The organism is Phenylobacterium sp. (assembly GCF_019636135.1).
Classification (GTDB): domain Bacteria; phylum Pseudomonadota; class Alphaproteobacteria; order Caulobacterales; family Caulobacteraceae; genus Phenylobacterium.
The window spans coordinates 33,547-48,449 of the sequence record NZ_JAHBYD010000026.1 but is presented as its reverse complement, the minus strand read 5'-3'; the positions used below and the strand labels follow the sequence as shown (position 1 = coordinate 48,449).

The following is a 14,903-nucleotide window of genomic DNA, read 5'->3' as shown; positions in this document are numbered from 1 at the left end:
GAACTCACACGGCGGGGATGATCCAGGCTTCCCCACCCTGCTCGCCTGCGGCGAGCTGTCCCTCCCCATTAAGGGAGGGAACGCCGCATCCGACCGATCAGCCGCCCCAGCGCCGGGATCAGCTCCGGCTCCTCGGCGCGGCGGTAGTCGTGGTCGGGCGGCAGGGCCTCGACCAGCCGCCGGTGGGCGTGGCCCAGGTTGTGGTAGGGCAGGCGCGGCATCAGGTGGTGGAGCGCGTGGTAGCGCAGGCCCACGGGCGCCCAGAGGAACGGCAGCAGCGCCGGCGGCGGCACGTTCACCGAATCCAGGAACTGGTCCAGGGGCGCCATCACCTCGCCGTCGTTGTCCCAGCGGTGCGCGACGGCGGTGCGGACCTGGTTCAGGAACGTCATCAGGGCGAAGATCGCGACGGCGGTCGCCAGCACGCGGACCGGCAGGACGCCTGCGACGGTCAGGCCGACCACGGCCCAGCACCACAGCCACGCGCCGATCTCCTGCGCCAGCCAGGCGGGGCTCACCGCACGGTCGAAGTCCTCGCGGCTGAAGTGCGGGTTGATCACCATCCCGGAGGCCTTGGCGATGGCGAAGCGGCGCACGGCGGGGATCGCGAACCCCAGCGGCGCCAGCACGCCGAAGCGCAGCAACGTTCCGACGGGCGCCAGGAAGGCGATGCCCAGGAACACCGCGAGCTCGTACAGCGGGCGGCGCGCCAGCGGGTGGTACTCGGGGTCGCGCGCGGTGCCGTAGCGGTCCTTGGCATGGTGCAGGACGTGGACGCCTTCGTACAGCAGCGACGGCGTCAGCCACGGCACGCCGATCAGGGCGTTCCAGGCGAAGTGGAAGCCGGGCACGTCGTCGCGCCGCAGGTGCGTGAGTTCGTGGATAAAGCTGATGCCGCGGTAGAGGGCCAGGACGCAGACCGCGCCCGCGACGAGCGTCCAGGCCGTGGACGCCGCCGTCACCGCCACGAAGAAGCTCAGCCACGTGACCGCCGCAGTCGCCGCGAGGTCGGTCCAGTAGATCCGCGGGCTCGCGCGCGTCAGGTCGCGCGCCAGGTCGTTGGCCTGGCGGGCGAGGGAGACTTCGGTGTCGGCCGTGAGGGTCACGCGGGAGTCCAACCTGAAGGCGGACCGGACACTTAGGGCCTGAGCGTCGCGGGCGAAACCCTCAGCCCGCGTAGACCGCCCGCTCGAACGCCTCGAAGGCCCCCAGCATGGCCGGATCGGCGAAGGGCAGGAACTGCGCGAACAGCGCGCCCGCCACGCCGCTCCGCGGGTCGGCCCAGTAGTAGCAGTTGGCGAGGCCGCCCCAGGCGAGGCTGCCGGCCCGGCGGCCGCCCGGAATGTCGGCCTCGTTGCGCAGGAAGCCCAGCGTCCAGGTCTTGGGCGATCCCGGCATCGGGCTGAAGTCGCAACTGAGCGGCGGCGCGGCGGTCTTCAGCTCCCCGGCCGGCATCGCGCTGTCGGCGGCGTGCAGCCAGGCCCGGGCCTTCGGGCCCAGCACGCCCGCGCCGTCCTCCGCGATCACGGCGCGCAGGAACTTCAGGTAGTCGGGCGCCGTCGAGCGCAGCCCGCCGCCGCCGTAGTAGACGGGCGAGGACGGAAACGCCGGCGCCTCGACCATCGCCCCGTCCGGGCCGCGCGCGTGCATGCCGACCGCGCGGGCCTCCAGCGACGGCGGGGCGACGAAGGCGGTGTCCGCCATGCCGAGCGGGCCCGTGATGTGCTCCGCCACATAGGCGTCGAGGCCCTGGCCGGCCGCCTGCTCGACCAGCCAGCCGGCGGCGTCGGTGCTGATCCCGTACTGCCAGCCGTCGCCCGGGTCGAACGCCAGCACCGGCTCGCCCGGCGCGTCGGCCATCAGGTTCCCGCCCGTGTGCGCGTAGTAGCGGGTCAGGTCGGCGCTGAAGAAGTCGTAGGCCAGCCCCGAGGTGTGGGTCAGCAGCGTGCGCAGCGTGATCGGCCTGCGCGCCGGCCGCAGGCGCGGCGTCCCGTCGTCGGCGAAGCCCTCCAGCACCTGCGGCGCGGCGAGCCCCGGCAACCGCTCGCCCACCGGCGCGTCAAGGTCCAGCACGCCGCGCTCGACGAGTTGCAGCGCCGCCGCCGAGGTGATCGCCTTGGTGCAGGACGCGATCCAGAAGACGTCGTCCGCGGACATCGGCGTCGGATCGGCGATCCCGCGTACGCCCGCCGCGTGGAGGGTCTCCCCGCCGTCGGCGTGGAGCACCGCCGCCGTCAGCCCCGGCGCGACGCCCTCGGCCACCGCGCGGTCCAGCACCGCCTGCACGCCCTGCGACCCCATCGTATCCCCCGTCGTGCTTGAGAGTTGCGCTTGAGACTGGCGTCCTGCGGCCCTACCTTGGGTCCCGGCGGGTCTGCTGCGGCTCGCGTCGAAGGCAACCAAATTCCAGCGACCTTAATTCACTCATCGGGAGCTGTCCCTGCCTGGGATCGTGGTCTCAGGCAACACGGCGCCCACCTGGTCTATCCAGGTCGAGGGAATTGAACAGTCCTTCACGGTTTCCGTGGCGCCGCCACCCTTCCTCCCGGGTTATGAGGGAGGCGTGATCTCCCCTTTCTGAACGTCATCCCGCGGCTTGTCCGCGGGACCCATGAACACGGGGGAGCGTTCTGATCGGCAGCGTCGCCGCCGCGTCCTCAAGCGCCCATGCGGCGCGCATGGGTCCCGCGGACAAGCCGCGGGATGACGTTCGAGAGGAGGAGGGCGATACTGCTCGACGTGATCTCGAAAGACGAACTTAGAGCCCGCATGCGGGTGACGCGGCGCCGCCTCGCGGCGGAGGCGCCCGACGCGTCGCTGCATCTGGCCGAACATCTGCCGCAGGCGCTTCCCGCGGGCCGGGCATATGGCCTCTATCACCCCATCGGCTCCGAGATCGATCCGCGCGAGATCCGGCTTCCCGGCGACATCGCCCTGCCCGTGGCGCTGGCCCGCAACGCCGCCCTCGTCTTCCGCCGCTACGCGCCCGGCGATCCGCTCGTCGCCGACGCCTTCGGCATCCTCGCCCCGACCACGGCCGCGCCCGAGGTCGCGCCGGACATCGTCTTCACGCCCGTGCTGGCCTTCGACCGGCGAGGCGGGCGGCTGGGGCAGGGCGCGGGCTGCTACGACCGCACCATCGCGGGCCTGCGCGCGCAGAAGCCGGTCGTGATCATCGGCGTGGCCTATGCGGGCCAGGAACTGCCCGAGGCGCCCATGGAGCCGCACGACGAGCGGCTGGACGCCATTCTCACCGAGACCGGCTACATCCAGGTGAGCTAGAGAAGCGTCATGCGTTTCGCTTTCTTCGGAGACATCGTCGGCCGCTCTGGACGCGAGGGGCTGGCCGAGCACCTGCCGGGCCTGCGCCGGGCGCTCGACCTGGAGTTCGTCATCGTCAACGCCGAGAACGCCGCCGCCGGCTTCGGCATCACCGAGGCGACCGCGCGGGAGCTGTTCGACGCCGGCGCCGACTGCCTGACGCTGGGCAACCACTCGTGGGACCAGAAGGAGGCGCTGACCTACATCGTCCGCGAGCCCCGCCTGATCCGCCCGCTGAACTATCCCGCCTTCGCCGCCGCGCCCGGCCGTGGCGCGCAACTGTTCGAGACGCAGGGCGGCCGGCAGATCCTGGTGGTGAACCTGCTCGGCCGCGTCTTCATGGACGCCCTGGACGACCCCTTCGCCGCCGTCGACCGCGAACTGGAGGCCTGCCCGCTCGGTGCGGTCGCCGACGCCGTGGTGGTCGACATGCATGCCGAGGCCACGTCCGAGAAGATGGCCATGGGCCATTTCTGCGACGGCCGCGCCAGCCTGGTGGTCGGCACCCACAGCCACGTGCCCACGGCCGACGCCCAGATCCTGCCCGGCGGCACCGCCTACCAGACCGACGCCGGCGCCTGCGCCGACTACGACAGCGTCATCGGCAACCAGAAGGAAGAGCCGCTGCGGCGCTTCACCACCCGCATCTCGGGCGGCCGCTACAAGCCCGCCGAGGGCCCGGCCACCGTCTGCGGCGTCTTCGTGGAGACCGACCCGGCCACGGGCCTGGCGCGCCGCCTGGAGCCCATCCGCATCGGCGGTCGCCTCCGGCAGACCGTCCCGTCCCTGGAGGCGGTCCGCTAGCCGGGTGCTCCTAGAGCGGATTGCGATCTGATGGAATCAGATCGCCGCTCTAGGTTTTTGTTTTGTCGCGCGTTTATTCCGAAAACCGGTTCCCACTTTTCGGAACGCGCTCTAGCCCGCGAAGCCCAGTTCGGGCTGGCTGACGGCGTGGGCCTCCTCGGGCAGGTGGCAGGTGAAGGTGGCGCCCGCGCCCGGCTCGCTCTCCAGGGCCACCCAGCCGCCGTGCAGCTCGGTCAGCGCCTTGACCAGCGCCAGGCCCAGGCCCGGCCCGCCGCGCTCGCGGCCGATGAAGCGGTCGAAGATGTGCGCCTGGACGTGGAAGGGGATGCCGCGGCCGGTGTCCGAGACCTGCAACTGCACCTCGCCCAGCGCCTTGCGGGCCGCGACCGTGACGGTCCCGCCGGCCGGGGCCTGGCCGATGGCGTTCTCCATCAGGTGGTCGAGGATCTGGCTGAGGCGGCGGCGGTCGCCGCGGATCACGCCCACGTCGTCGGGCCGCTCCAGGACGATGGAGACCTTGTTGGGCTCGGCCTCGCCGCGCCAGCGGGCGGCCACCTCGATCAGCAGGTCGGCGACGTTCACCGGCCCCAGGTCCAGCGCCATCTCGTCGGCGTCGATCTGGGCCATGTCCAGCACGTCGTCGATCGACCGCGCGAGCTGAGTCGCCGCCGTCTTCACCGCCGTCGCATAGCCGCGCGCCCGGTCCGAGACGCCGTCGCCGGAATGCTCCAGCAGCTCGGAGTAGCCGATGATCGTCGTGAGCGGGGTGCGCAGCTCGTAGGAGACGTTGCCCACGAAGTCGCGCTTCAGCCGCTCGGTCTCGGACAGCGCCGCCTCGCGGTCGGCCAGCGCGCTCTGCAACTGGCGGGCGTCGGTGACGTCGGTGAAGGCGATGAGGGTCGCGCCGTCCGGCAGCGGCCGGGTGCGGTACTCGATGATCCGGTCGTCCGAGGTCTGGACCTCGCCGTTGATCGCCATGCGCGCGGTGGGATCGGGGTCGGCGACGCGGCCCTTCAACTCCCGCCAGAACATCATGTCGTGCAGCTTGTGGACGCAGAGGTCGACCACGCCCTCGAAGTCGCCGGCCGCCTCCAGTTGCAGGGGCGTGATGTTCCAGAACCGCTCGAAGCTCTCGTTGTGCAGGCGCAGCAGCCCGTCCGAGCCGAACACGGCCACCGCGTCGCTGAGCTTGTCGAGGGTGGCCTGCTGCACCTGCACCAGGGCGCTGAACTGCGCCTTCATCCTGAGTTCGCCGGTGATGTCGGAGAACAGCAGGAGCAGGCCGCCCATCGGGTGCGGCTGGCGCACGACGCGCAGGGTGCGGCCGTCGGGCGTCGACCACATCTCGTCGGGGGCGGCGCCCAGTTGCTCGTAGCGGCCGAGTTCGGCGGCCTTCCACCTGGCGTAGTCGGCCGTCTCGGGCAGGCGGCGGCGCTGGCGCAGGCGGTCCAGCACCTCGCCGTGGGTCGGCCGCTCGGTCAGCCAGGCCGGCTCCAGCCCCCAGAGCTCGGCGAAGGCGGTGTTGTGGAAGCTGAGGCGCTTGGCCTTGTCGAAGACCACCACCGCGTCGTCGATCCGGTTCAGCGTCTCGTCGTGCGCCTCGATGTTGCGCTTGATGTCCTCGCGGGCGTCCTCGAGGTCGGTGAGGTCGTCGGTCCAGACGCCGACGCCGCCGCCCTCCAGCGGCTGGGCGCAGATGTGGAAGGCGCGGCGGCGCCCGCCCAGCGACAGCCAGCGCACGGCCTCGCGGCGCTGGCCCAGGTTGGCGGCCTCGGAAGCGATGGCGTCGGCGCCCCGGTCGAAGGCGACGCCGCGCTCGGCGGCTTCGTCCAGCGACCCCGCGTCCACGGCCTTCAGCCAGGCGGCGTTGACCCAGACGGGCGAGCCGTCGGCCGCGGCGATCCAGGCCGGCGTCGCGCGGCTGTCCAGGAAGGCGGCGAAGCGCGGCGCAGTCGGCAGGCCCTGGTCCTCGCCCAGCACCGCCGAGACGCGCAGCCACGCCAGCGCGCCCGCGGCGCGGCCCTCGACGGTGACCACGCCGGCGGGGCCCTTCACCTCGAAGGCGCAGGCCTCGCCCCGCTCGAACAGGCCGCGCAGCCGCCGCGCGTGGTCCGGGTCGGCGCGCATCAGGGCGTTCAGCAGCACCTGCGGGTCGGCCTGCCCCAGGCCCAGCGCCTCGCAGCACACGCCCAGGCTCTCCTCGCCCGACGCCAGCAGGGCGTGGCCGTCCTCGACCGCCAGCAGGGCGGAATCGAACGCCTCGGCCGAGGCCTGGGCCGTCTCCGCGCCGGCTTCGAGCTGGCGGATGCGCTTCGCCAGCTCGGCCACGCGACGGTCGGCCACGCGGCGCTGGGCGAAGGCCCACAGCACCGCCGACAGGGCCAGGCTGACCGCGCCCGCAGCGGCTGCGAGGATCAGGTCTTGCGCGCTCATCACGTCCCGAATCAGTTCCCGCGCAGCTTAGGCCGGGCTTGGCCCCCCGGCACGCTCGCCTGAGTTCTATCCGCAGGTGTTTTCAGCGAGAATGCGCCCGATGACCGCGATCCTCTATCCGGTGGCCGCCAACGGCGAGCAGGCGCTCTCGCGCCCGCTGGGCCGTGCGGCGCGCAAGAGCGAGGCGGCGCGGCGGGCCGGCGCGGGCGTCGCGTTCACCACCGACGCCATCGGCCCGGCGTTCGCCACCCGCGAGGCGGCGCTCGACGCCTACAGCGGCCGCGTCGAGGACGAGCGCACCGGCGCCGCGCCGGAGGCCGAGGATCGCTACTGTTCCCTGGTCGAGCAGGTGGCCGAGGGCGCGCCGCGGCCGAAGCCGGTCGAGCCCAGCTATGCCGGCGGCCACCGCTGGCCCGATCCGCCGAAGACGCCGCCGAAGACCGTCTGGCGCCTGACCGTCTCCTACTGGCGCGTCGGCACGGCCGGGCGGCCACTGGATCCGCCCCAGGCGCGCGACGCCCGCAAGTCGAAGCAGCCGCTGGAGGCGGACGCGCTGCGCGCCATCTCCCGCGCCCCGCTGCGCCCGACGAAGCCGCAGCAGCCGCTGGACATCGGATTGTTCGAGACCCGGCCGCCCGAGGCGCCGCATATCGTGATGCCGGATGAGTGACCCGATCAGTTGGGGCCGAGCGCCCTCACTCGAAGACTTCGCCGAGCTCGCCGAGCGGGCCTTTGCCGCCCTCCCCGACGGCTTCCGCCAGCTCGCGGGCGACGTGGTGTTCCGCGTCGACGACTTCCCGCCCGACGACGTGCTGGACGACCTGGGCATCGAGGACCCGTTCGGCCTGACCGGCCTCTACTCGGGCGTCAGCCTCGCCGAGCGCAGCTCGTTCGGCCCCGAGGCCGGGCCAAGCCGTGTGTTCCTCTACCGCCGCCCGATCCTCGACGAGTGGGCCGAGCGCGGCGAGGTCACCCTGGAGGAACTGGTCACCCACGTCCTCGTCCACGAGATCGGCCACCACTTCGGCCTCTCCGACGCCCAGATCGACGCCATCGAGGCCGCAGCGGAGTAGCCTCCTCTCCCCCCACACGAAGTGGGAGGGGAGAGGGTAGGGAGAGGGGCGACGCTGGCCTTTCCGCTGGCAGGCCGGTTCAGCCATCAAGCTCCCAGGGCCCTGGCTGAACCCGGAGCGATCCGGACCGCGGCCGGCGTCGCCCCTCTCCCTGCCCTCTCCCCTCGGGCTACGCCTCGGGGGAGAGGAGGTTACGAAAGTGACGCCGCCGTCATTTTGTTTGACTGAACACCGATAAGATCACATGGTCCCGTTCGCATTCCGGCGAAGGAGCGAGCGCATGGCCGCGGACGGCAACATCACCAAGGACATCATCTACGACGCCGTCGCGCCCGACGACTTCGAGTCGATGCTGGAGCTGGACCGCTACAACGCCCGCTCGACGGCGTTCGACAAGATCATCTCGGCGACCCACGACCACTTCTGGGATCCGCTCGATAAGAAGTACATCGACTTCGACGAGCCCTTCGACATGGAGAACGAGATGGTTCTCCCGGAGGACATGGTGGTGTCGCTGCAGACCGAATACGTCTCCAGCCGCCTGTCCGACCGCAAGGACCGCGTCCGGTTCGTCAACCAGTTCGCGCTGCGCAGCTTCTCGTCGATCCTGCACGGCGAGCAGGGCGCGCTGAACCTGTCGGCCAGCCTCTGCCACGTGCTGAAGGACCAGGGCGCGCAGGAGTACGCCGCCAACCAGACCCGCGAAGAAGCCCGCCACGTCACGGCCTTCGCCAAGTACATCAAGGCGCGCTGGGGCCGCCCCGTGGAGTGCGGCCCGACCCTGAAGGCGCTGCTGGTCGACATCATCGGCAGCCCCGAGGTCTACAAGAAGATCGTCGGCATGCAGATGCTGGTCGAGGGCCTGGCGATGGGCGCCTTCGCCACCTTCTTCAAGGTTTCCAACGACCCGCTGGCCAAGAAGCTGATGCAGCTCGTCATGACCGACGAGGCCTTCCACCACAAGTTCGGGAAGATCTGGGCCGACCGCACCATCCCGCACCTGTCGGAGAAGGAGCACGAGATCATCGAGCTCTGGGCCGCCCAGTGCTTCCAGACCCTGCTGTTCAACCTGGTGGGCCCGTCGCAGCAGCGCAGCCTCTACGAGGAGTTCGGCCTGGACCCCGACAAGGTGATCGAGGAACTGGCCGCCATCATCACCGACGAGAGCCGCCGCGAGGGGATGAAGGAGCAGACCAACATCTTCCGCGTGCTGGTGAAGACGCTGCTGAACGCCGGCATCATCACCGACCGCACCAAGGCCTTCTACGCCATGTACGTCGACCTCGAGGAGCTCCGCTCGGAAGGCGACAAGATGGTGGGCGACGAGATCGCCGAGGAGGGCATCCGCTACCTCCAGGAGATCAACTTCGCCGAGAAGGCCAAGCAGGTCCTGATCGCCGCCGAGTAGGCCCTTCCTTTCCCGCTTGCGGGAAAGGGGGACCGCTCGCCGAAGAGCGAGTGGTGGAAAGGGAAAGCGGCCGGCAGGGCGGGGCGACCGGACTGTTGTCGATGTCGTGGAGGGGCTTTCCCTCTCCACCCCCCGCTCTACGCCCGGCATGCGCTGGGCTCGGCGTGCGGTCCCCCTCCCGCGAGCGGGAGAGGCAGGTAACACTCCTGACGCCGCCGTTCAGGCGGCGGTCATCATGCGGGTGCGTCCCTATGGCGCGCGGCGCCGGCCGTAGCCTTGAGGCCGCCTTTCGTATATTGCGCTGCAACATGCTCCGACGCCTGACGTTCGCGGCGCTTTCCGCCGCCCTGCTGCTTGCGCCCGTGTCCGCCGCGAACGCCGCCGTCGAGCCGGCCGGCCGGATCGAGATCTCCAAGATGATGGGCCGCTGGTACGAGGTCGCCCGCACGCCGAACGCGCTCCAGAAGGACTGCGTCGCCGGCGCGTCCGACTGGCGGGCGGCGCCGAACGGCTTCGCGGTCGTCCAGTCGTGCCACAAGGGCGGCGCGAACGGGCCGCTCGCGGTCTGGAAGGCGAAGGCCACGGTCTCCGACCCCCAGACCAACGCCAAGCTGAGGATGGCCTTCTTCGGCGGCGTCGTGACGCAGAACTACGTCGTCCTCGAGCATCGCCCCGACCAGGGCTGGCTGGCGCTGGCCACCGCCGACGGCCGCTACATCTGGCTCATGTCGCAGAAGCCCGTTCTGGCGCCCGCGGTGAGGAGCCAGGCCATCGCGCGCATCCGCCAGCTTGGCCTGGACGTCGCGCGCCTGGAGTTCCCGCCGCCGATGGGCAGTTGATCGCTGCCGAGCCTTGACTCGGAACGAAGGCGGAACAAGGTGTCGTCCATGGACGTCGCCGTCGTCATCACCCGTCCCGAGATCACCACGTCGGTCACCCGCGGCGCCGCGCGCCTGCTGACGGCGCTGGGCTATGCCCCGCTGGCCGAGGTCGCCCTGCCCAACGGCCGCCGGGCCGACCTGATGGCGCTGGGGCCCAAGGGCGAGATCTTCATCGTCGAGGTGAAGTCGGGGATCGAGGACTTCCGGGTCGACCTGAAGTGGCCCGAGTACCGCCCCTACTGCGACGCCTTCGCCTTCGCGGTGGCGCCCGAGTTCCCGCGCGAGATCCTGCCCGAGGAGCCCGGCCTGATCGTCGCCGACGGCTTCGGCGGCGCGATCCTGCGCGAAGCCACCGTCGCCCCGCTGGCCGGCGCCCGCCGCAAGGCCCTCACCCTGGCCTTCGCGCGGCTCGCGGCGCTCAGGGCGGCCGGCGTGCAGGCGATGGAGTTGTGACGTCTCGGCGTGGATATGGCGCGCGCAGCGTGCCGGGGTTGTGCGAGCTTTCCAGCCGCGTTGGCGCGTCAGCGCCGCTTTGATTCAACCACGGAAAACACAGAAAACACGGAAGGCGGCGGATCCCGCAGAGCCTCTTCTTATGTCCTTCCGTGTTTTCTGTGGTCCATCTCAAGGGCGCCTGCGGCGCGCAGAAGGGGGAGAAGGGCAGGCTACTGCGGCGCGCGCTTGGCCAGGATGCGCTGGAGGGTGCGGCGGTGCATGTTGAGGCGCCGCGCGGTCTCCGAGACGTTGTGGTTGCAGAGCTCGTAGACGCGCTGGATGTGCTCCCACCGCACGCGGTCGGCGCTCATCGGGTTCTCCGGCGGGGCGGGGGCCGCGTCGCCCTTGGCCAGCAGGGCGCGGACCACGTCGTCGGCGTCGGCGGGCTTGGAGAGGTAGTCGACCGCCCCGGCCTTCACCGCCTGCACCGCGGTGGCGATGTTGCCGTAGCCGGTCAGCATGATGATCTTGGCGTCGGGCCGCGCGTCGCGGACCGCCTCCACCACCTTCAGGCCCGACCCGTCCTCGAGGCGCATGTCCAGCACCGCATAGGCCGGCGCGTGGCTCCTCACCGCCTGGATCGCCTCCTGCACGCTGCCCACGAGCGTCGGCTCGAACCCGCGCTGCTCGAGCGCCCGGCCCAGGCGCGTCCGCAGGGGCGCGTCGTCGTCGAGCACCAGCAGGCTCCTGTCGGGCAGGCTGGAGACTTCGGTGGAAAGGTCGGTCATGTGACTCGTTCCTCCAGTGGAACTTGCGTCAGAGTGTCGCACCTGAACGCGTTTCTGCAAGCTTCGCTGCGCGAACGTCAAACAGCCTCAACCAAAGCGCGAGGCCAACGGGCCGCCACGACGGCGCCCCGGGGCTTCGCATTGTGGAACGTCACATCCGCCCCGGTTCGTTCCAGCAGGGTCTTGGCGATGAAGAAGCCCAGCCCCATCCCGATGTGCCCGGTGCGCGAGCCTTCGGCGTCCGGCCGGCTCGTCACGTAGGGCTCGCCCAGCTTCGCCAGGATGTCGGGGGCGAACCCCGGCCCGTCGTCGCGGACCTCCATGGTGATCGTCTCGGCGTCGAACCGGGCCGAGACCAGGATCTCCGACGTCGCGAAGTCGACCGCGTTCTCGACGAAGGTGGTGAAGGCGTGGGTGATCTCGGGCAGGCGGCGGATGTCGGGGGTCTTCACGTCCTTGGCCCCGGTGACGATGGCCTCGACGCGAACCTCCTTGCTGGCGGAGGCGTGCGGCTCGATCACCTCCTGCACCAGGGCGCGGAGGGACAGGCGTTCGTGGACCTCGTCGGCGGCCTTGTCGGGCGTGGCGGCCAGGCGCTTCAGGATCTCGCGGCAGCGTTCGGACTGGGCGATGAGGAGCTCGGCGTCCTCCTTGACCTGGGGCGCCGTCGCCTCGCGCGCCATCTCCTTGGCGACGATGGAGATGGTGGCGAGCGGCGTGCCCAGCTCATGCGCCGCCGCCGCCGCGAGCGCGCCCAGGGCCGACAGCCGTTGCTCGCGCGCCAGCACGGTCTGGGTGACATCGAGCGCCAGGGAGACGCGGGCGGCCTCCACCACCGACTGGCGCACGTAGCCGGCGATCAGGACGATGCCGGCGATATTGGCCATGGCCGAGATCAGCCGGTACTCCAGCGAGAGCCGCGGCTCCGGCATCGCGGAGGGGTAGCGCAGCGCGGCGACGGCCAGCAGCAGCGAGGCGGCGGACGCCAGTCCGCCCAGGAACATCAGCGGGCGCAGCGGCAAGGTGGCGGCGGCCAGCGTCACCGGCGCGATCAGGACGAGGACGAACGGGTTGGCCGTGCCGCCGATCAGGCTCATCAGGGCCGAAAGCTGCAGGACGTCCAGGGCGAGCTGGGCGACCGCCTCCTGGTCGGACAGCACCTTCTGCATCGGCCAGGCGAACGAGGTCAGCAGGTTCACGAAGGCGCCGGCCGCGATGACCACCGCGCACGGCAGGTAGGGGGCCTGGTAGCGCAGCAGGACGGCCATGGCGGCCAGCAGCGCCACCTGGCCCACGATGACCATCCAGCGGACGGTGACCAGCGTGCGCACCCGCAGGTGTCCGCGGCGGATCGCGGCGGTGTCCCACACGTCTTGCGGTGCGTTCGGCGCGGCCGTATCGAAGCCGGCGGTCGGGGCAGGCGTGTCGCTCATGCGCCGGCCTGTCCGCGCCCGCTACGCAAGGGAGTCCCCATGTCCAGGCGCATCCTGGCGCTCGTCGCGGTGTTGGCGATCGCGCTGGCCATACTCACGGGTCTCGCCGTCCGCCGGGGCGTGCTGGGCCCCGCGCCTCAAACCGTGGCCGTGGGGGGTCCGTTCCAATTGGTCGACACATCCGGGCGCACGGTCGACCAGGACGTGCTGAAGGGCAAGTGGAGTGTCGTCTTCTTCGGCTTCACCCACTGCCCGGACATCTGCCCCACCACCCTGTTCGAGATGGGCCAGGTCGAGCCGCTGCTGGGCGCCGACGCGGCCAAGGTGCAGACGGTGTTCATCACGGTCGACCCGGCGCGCGACACGGTGGCCCAGATGAAGGCCTATGTGGCCAACCCCGCCTTCCCGAAGCGCCTGGTGGGCCTGACCGGCTCCCAGGCCCAGGTCGACGCCACGGCCAGGGCCTACCGCGTCTACTACCAGAAGGTCGGCGACGGCGACGACTACCAGGTCAACCACGCCGCCTACAGCTACCTGATGAACCCCCGGGGCCGCTTCGCCTGCGTGCTGCCCTACGAGCTCACGCCCGAGCAGACCGCGGCGAAGATCAAGGCCGCGATGCAGGACCGAAACGGCGCCGAGAGCTGCTGAGAAAGCCGGCCATGCGGCGCCGCCGCACGGCTGCGCCGTTGGGCGCACTGGCGGAATCTCCTCGAAAGCCGCATCCTCGGCCTTGCGCGTGGCGTTAACTCTCCACATGGTATGTTGCGGCGCACAAAGGCGATCCTGATGCTCTACACCCTCTACGAGGCCGGCTACTACGCGGCGTCCCCCCTGCGCTGGGCGGCGCTCGCGGCGCGAGACTTCTGGAGCTCGCCGCTCAATCCGGCGGCCGACAGCGAAGTCGCCAAGCGCATCTACGCCACCTCGGACCTCTTCGCGAACCTGACCCGGCGCTACGGCAAGCCCGAGTGGATGCTCGATACGGTCCGGATCAACGGCCGCGACGTGCGCGTGCGCGCCCAGGAGGTGTGGTCGACGCCCTGGTGCAAGCTGACCCACTTCTCGCGCGACATGAGCGACCTGCGCCGCGCGGGGAAGACCGAGCTGGAGCCGGCCCTCCTGATCGCCGCGCCCCTGTCGGGCCACTACGCCACCCTGCTGCGCGGCACGGTCGAGGCCTTCCTGCAGGACCACGAGGTGTTCATCACCGAGTGGACCAACGCGCGCGACGTGCCGATCGTCGAAGGCCGCTTCGACTTCCACGACTACATCGACCACATCCGCGAGATGCTGCGCCAGCTCGGCCCGCGCCCGCACGTGGTCGCCGTCTGCCAGCCCGGCCCGCCGGTCCTGGCCGCCGCCGCGCTGATGGCCGAGGACGGCGAGGAGTGCCGCCCGGCCTCGATGACCTTCATGGGCTCGCCGATCGACGCGCGGCTGTCGCCCACGGTCACGAACAGGCTGGCCGAGGACCGGCCGTTCGCCTGGTTTGAGACCAACATGATCTACAACGTGCCGCCGCCCCACCTGGGCGCCGGGCGGCGCGTCTATCCGGGGTTCGTCCAGCTCGCCAGCTTCATGTCGATGAACCTGGACAAGCACCAGGAGGCGCACCGCCGCTACCTGGCGCAGTTGATGGCCGGCGACGGCGACAGCGCCGAAAAGCACCTGGAGTTCTACGACGAGTACCTCTCGGTGCTCGACCTCACCGAGGAGTTCTACCTCCAGACCATCGACGTGGTCTTCCAGCGCTACCTGCTGCCGAAGGGCGAGCTGGAGCACCGCGGCCGCAAGGTGCGGCCCGAGCGGATCACCGACATCGGCCTGCTCACCGTCGAGGGCGAGAACGACGACATCTCGGGCATCGGCCAGACCCAGGCCGCCCACCGCCTCTGCCTCGGCCTGCCGGTCGAGCTGAAGGAAGACTACATCCAGCCGCATGTGGGCCACTACGGCGTCTTCAACGGCAAGCGGTTCCGCGAGGAGATCTACCCGCGCGTCCGCGACTTCGTGCGCCGGATGGAAAAGAGCCAGCAGCGCAAGCCCGTCGCGGTCGCCGCCAAGGCGACCGAGCAGGACGGCGTCGTGCAGATGCGCCCGCGCTCTGCCGGCGCCTGAGGCGGAAGCGGTCGCACTGACGAAAGCCCTCCTCCTCGATGGAGGAGGGTTGGGTGGTGGTGTGGCCGCGGCGTTTGTTCGTCAGGCGCATGTGGCGTCGGCGCCTCTCGCGCCCGGCCGGTGAAGTCCTGCGCACACCACCATCCCCGGCCCTTCCTAGCCTGCCCTCGGGCGGGCCGCGCAGCGGCGCGTCCCGGGGGAGGAGG

14 protein-coding genes and 1 other RNA gene are annotated in these 14,903 nt (G+C 70.9%); 10 read left to right on the top strand and 5 right to left on the bottom strand.

Going from position 1 to position 14,903, the window contains the following annotated elements; translation table 11 throughout:
- Window positions 1-68: 68 nt before the first annotated feature.
- Both KF737_RS17120 and KF737_RS17115 read right to left on the bottom strand, forming a co-directional pair.
- The gene (locus tag KF737_RS17120; protein WP_296457625.1) at window positions 69-1,106 is read right to left on the bottom strand and encodes a fatty acid desaturase; all 1,038 of its coding nucleotides are present in this window, start codon (window positions 1,104-1,106) and stop codon (window positions 69-71) included.
- A gap of 61 nt (window positions 1,107-1,167) precedes the next feature.
- Entirely contained in the window at window positions 1,168-2,301 is a 1,134-nt protein-coding gene (locus tag KF737_RS17115) for a serine hydrolase (protein ID WP_296457622.1), read from the bottom strand.
- Window positions 2,302-2,371: 70 nt separating this feature from the next.
- Here KF737_RS17115 and ssrS point away from each other — a divergent pair.
- The 3 genes from ssrS (at window position 2,372) to KF737_RS17100 (ending at window position 4,125) form a co-directional block, all read left to right on the top strand.
- Window positions 2,372-2,534: non-coding RNA, 6S RNA (gene ssrS / locus KF737_RS17110), on the top strand.
- A gap of 205 nt (window positions 2,535-2,739) precedes the next feature.
- On the top strand, window positions 2,740-3,282 hold the full coding sequence (locus tag KF737_RS17105; RefSeq protein ID WP_296457620.1) for a 5-formyltetrahydrofolate cyclo-ligase: 543 nt from the start codon (window positions 2,740-2,742) through the stop codon (window positions 3,280-3,282).
- A 9-nt stretch (window positions 3,283-3,291) separates the two neighbouring features.
- Window positions 3,292-4,125 (top strand): TIGR00282 family metallophosphoesterase, encoded by an 834-nt coding sequence (locus tag KF737_RS17100; protein ID WP_296457617.1) that lies wholly within the window; start codon window positions 3,292-3,294, stop codon window positions 4,123-4,125.
- 111 nt (window positions 4,126-4,236) lie between these two features.
- Here the strand turns inward: KF737_RS17100 and KF737_RS17095 are convergent, their stop codons facing one another.
- Window positions 4,237-6,558 carry a PAS domain-containing sensor histidine kinase gene (locus KF737_RS17095; protein WP_296457614.1) on the bottom strand — a complete coding sequence of 774 codons (2,322 nt, stop codon included), beginning with the start codon at window positions 6,556-6,558 and terminating at the stop codon, window positions 4,237-4,239.
- A gap of 100 nt (window positions 6,559-6,658) precedes the next feature.
- On the opposite strand from KF737_RS17095, the gene KF737_RS17090 reads away from it, so the two are divergent.
- The 5 genes from KF737_RS17090 (at window position 6,659) to mmcB (ending at window position 10,373) form a co-directional block, all read left to right on the top strand.
- On the top strand, window positions 6,659-7,228 hold the full coding sequence (locus KF737_RS17090) for a hypothetical protein (protein ID WP_296457611.1): 570 nt from the start codon (window positions 6,659-6,661) through the stop codon (window positions 7,226-7,228).
- A complete protein-coding gene (locus KF737_RS17085; protein WP_296457608.1) occupies window positions 7,221-7,631 on the top strand; it encodes a metallopeptidase family protein in 411 nt (136 codons plus the stop codon). The genes KF737_RS17090 and KF737_RS17085 overlap by 8 nt, the downstream gene beginning before the upstream one ends.
- 280 nt (window positions 7,632-7,911) lie before the next feature.
- Window positions 7,912-9,039, top strand: coding sequence for a ferritin-like domain-containing protein (locus KF737_RS17080; protein ID WP_296457605.1), 1,128 nt, complete (start codon window positions 7,912-7,914; stop codon window positions 9,037-9,039).
- 308 nt (window positions 9,040-9,347) lie between these two features.
- Complete coding sequence (locus KF737_RS17075) at window positions 9,348-9,878, top strand: lipocalin family protein (RefSeq protein ID WP_296457602.1); 531 nt, start codon at window positions 9,348-9,350, stop codon at window positions 9,876-9,878.
- A 48-nt stretch (window positions 9,879-9,926) separates the two neighbouring features.
- Window positions 9,927-10,373 (top strand): DNA repair putative endonuclease MmcB, encoded by a 447-nt coding sequence (mmcB, locus tag KF737_RS17070; RefSeq protein ID WP_296457598.1) that lies wholly within the window; start codon window positions 9,927-9,929, stop codon window positions 10,371-10,373.
- Between the two features lie 212 nt (window positions 10,374-10,585).
- Here mmcB and KF737_RS17065 read toward each other — a convergent pair whose 3' ends face one another.
- Both KF737_RS17065 and KF737_RS17060 read right to left on the bottom strand, forming a co-directional pair.
- On the bottom strand, window positions 10,586-11,143 hold the full coding sequence (locus KF737_RS17065; RefSeq protein ID WP_296457595.1) for an ActR/PrrA/RegA family redox response regulator transcription factor: 558 nt from the start codon (window positions 11,141-11,143) through the stop codon (window positions 10,586-10,588).
- A gap of 77 nt (window positions 11,144-11,220) precedes the next feature.
- Window positions 11,221-12,576: an ActS/PrrB/RegB family redox-sensitive histidine kinase gene (locus tag KF737_RS17060; RefSeq protein WP_296457592.1), complete on the bottom strand. Its 1,356-nt coding sequence runs from the start codon at window positions 12,574-12,576 to the stop codon at window positions 11,221-11,223.
- Window positions 12,577-12,615: 39 nt separating this feature from the next.
- Between KF737_RS17060 and KF737_RS17055 the strand changes: the two genes are divergently transcribed.
- Together KF737_RS17055 and KF737_RS17050 are read left to right on the top strand one after the other, a co-directional pair.
- Window positions 12,616-13,227: an SCO family protein gene (locus KF737_RS17055; RefSeq protein ID WP_296457589.1), complete on the top strand. Its 612-nt coding sequence runs from the start codon at window positions 12,616-12,618 to the stop codon at window positions 13,225-13,227.
- Between the two features lie 138 nt (window positions 13,228-13,365).
- Window positions 13,366-14,697 (top strand): polyhydroxyalkanoate depolymerase, encoded by a 1,332-nt coding sequence (locus KF737_RS17050; RefSeq protein WP_296457692.1) that lies wholly within the window; start codon window positions 13,366-13,368, stop codon window positions 14,695-14,697.
- Window positions 14,698-14,903 lie beyond the last annotated feature (206 nt).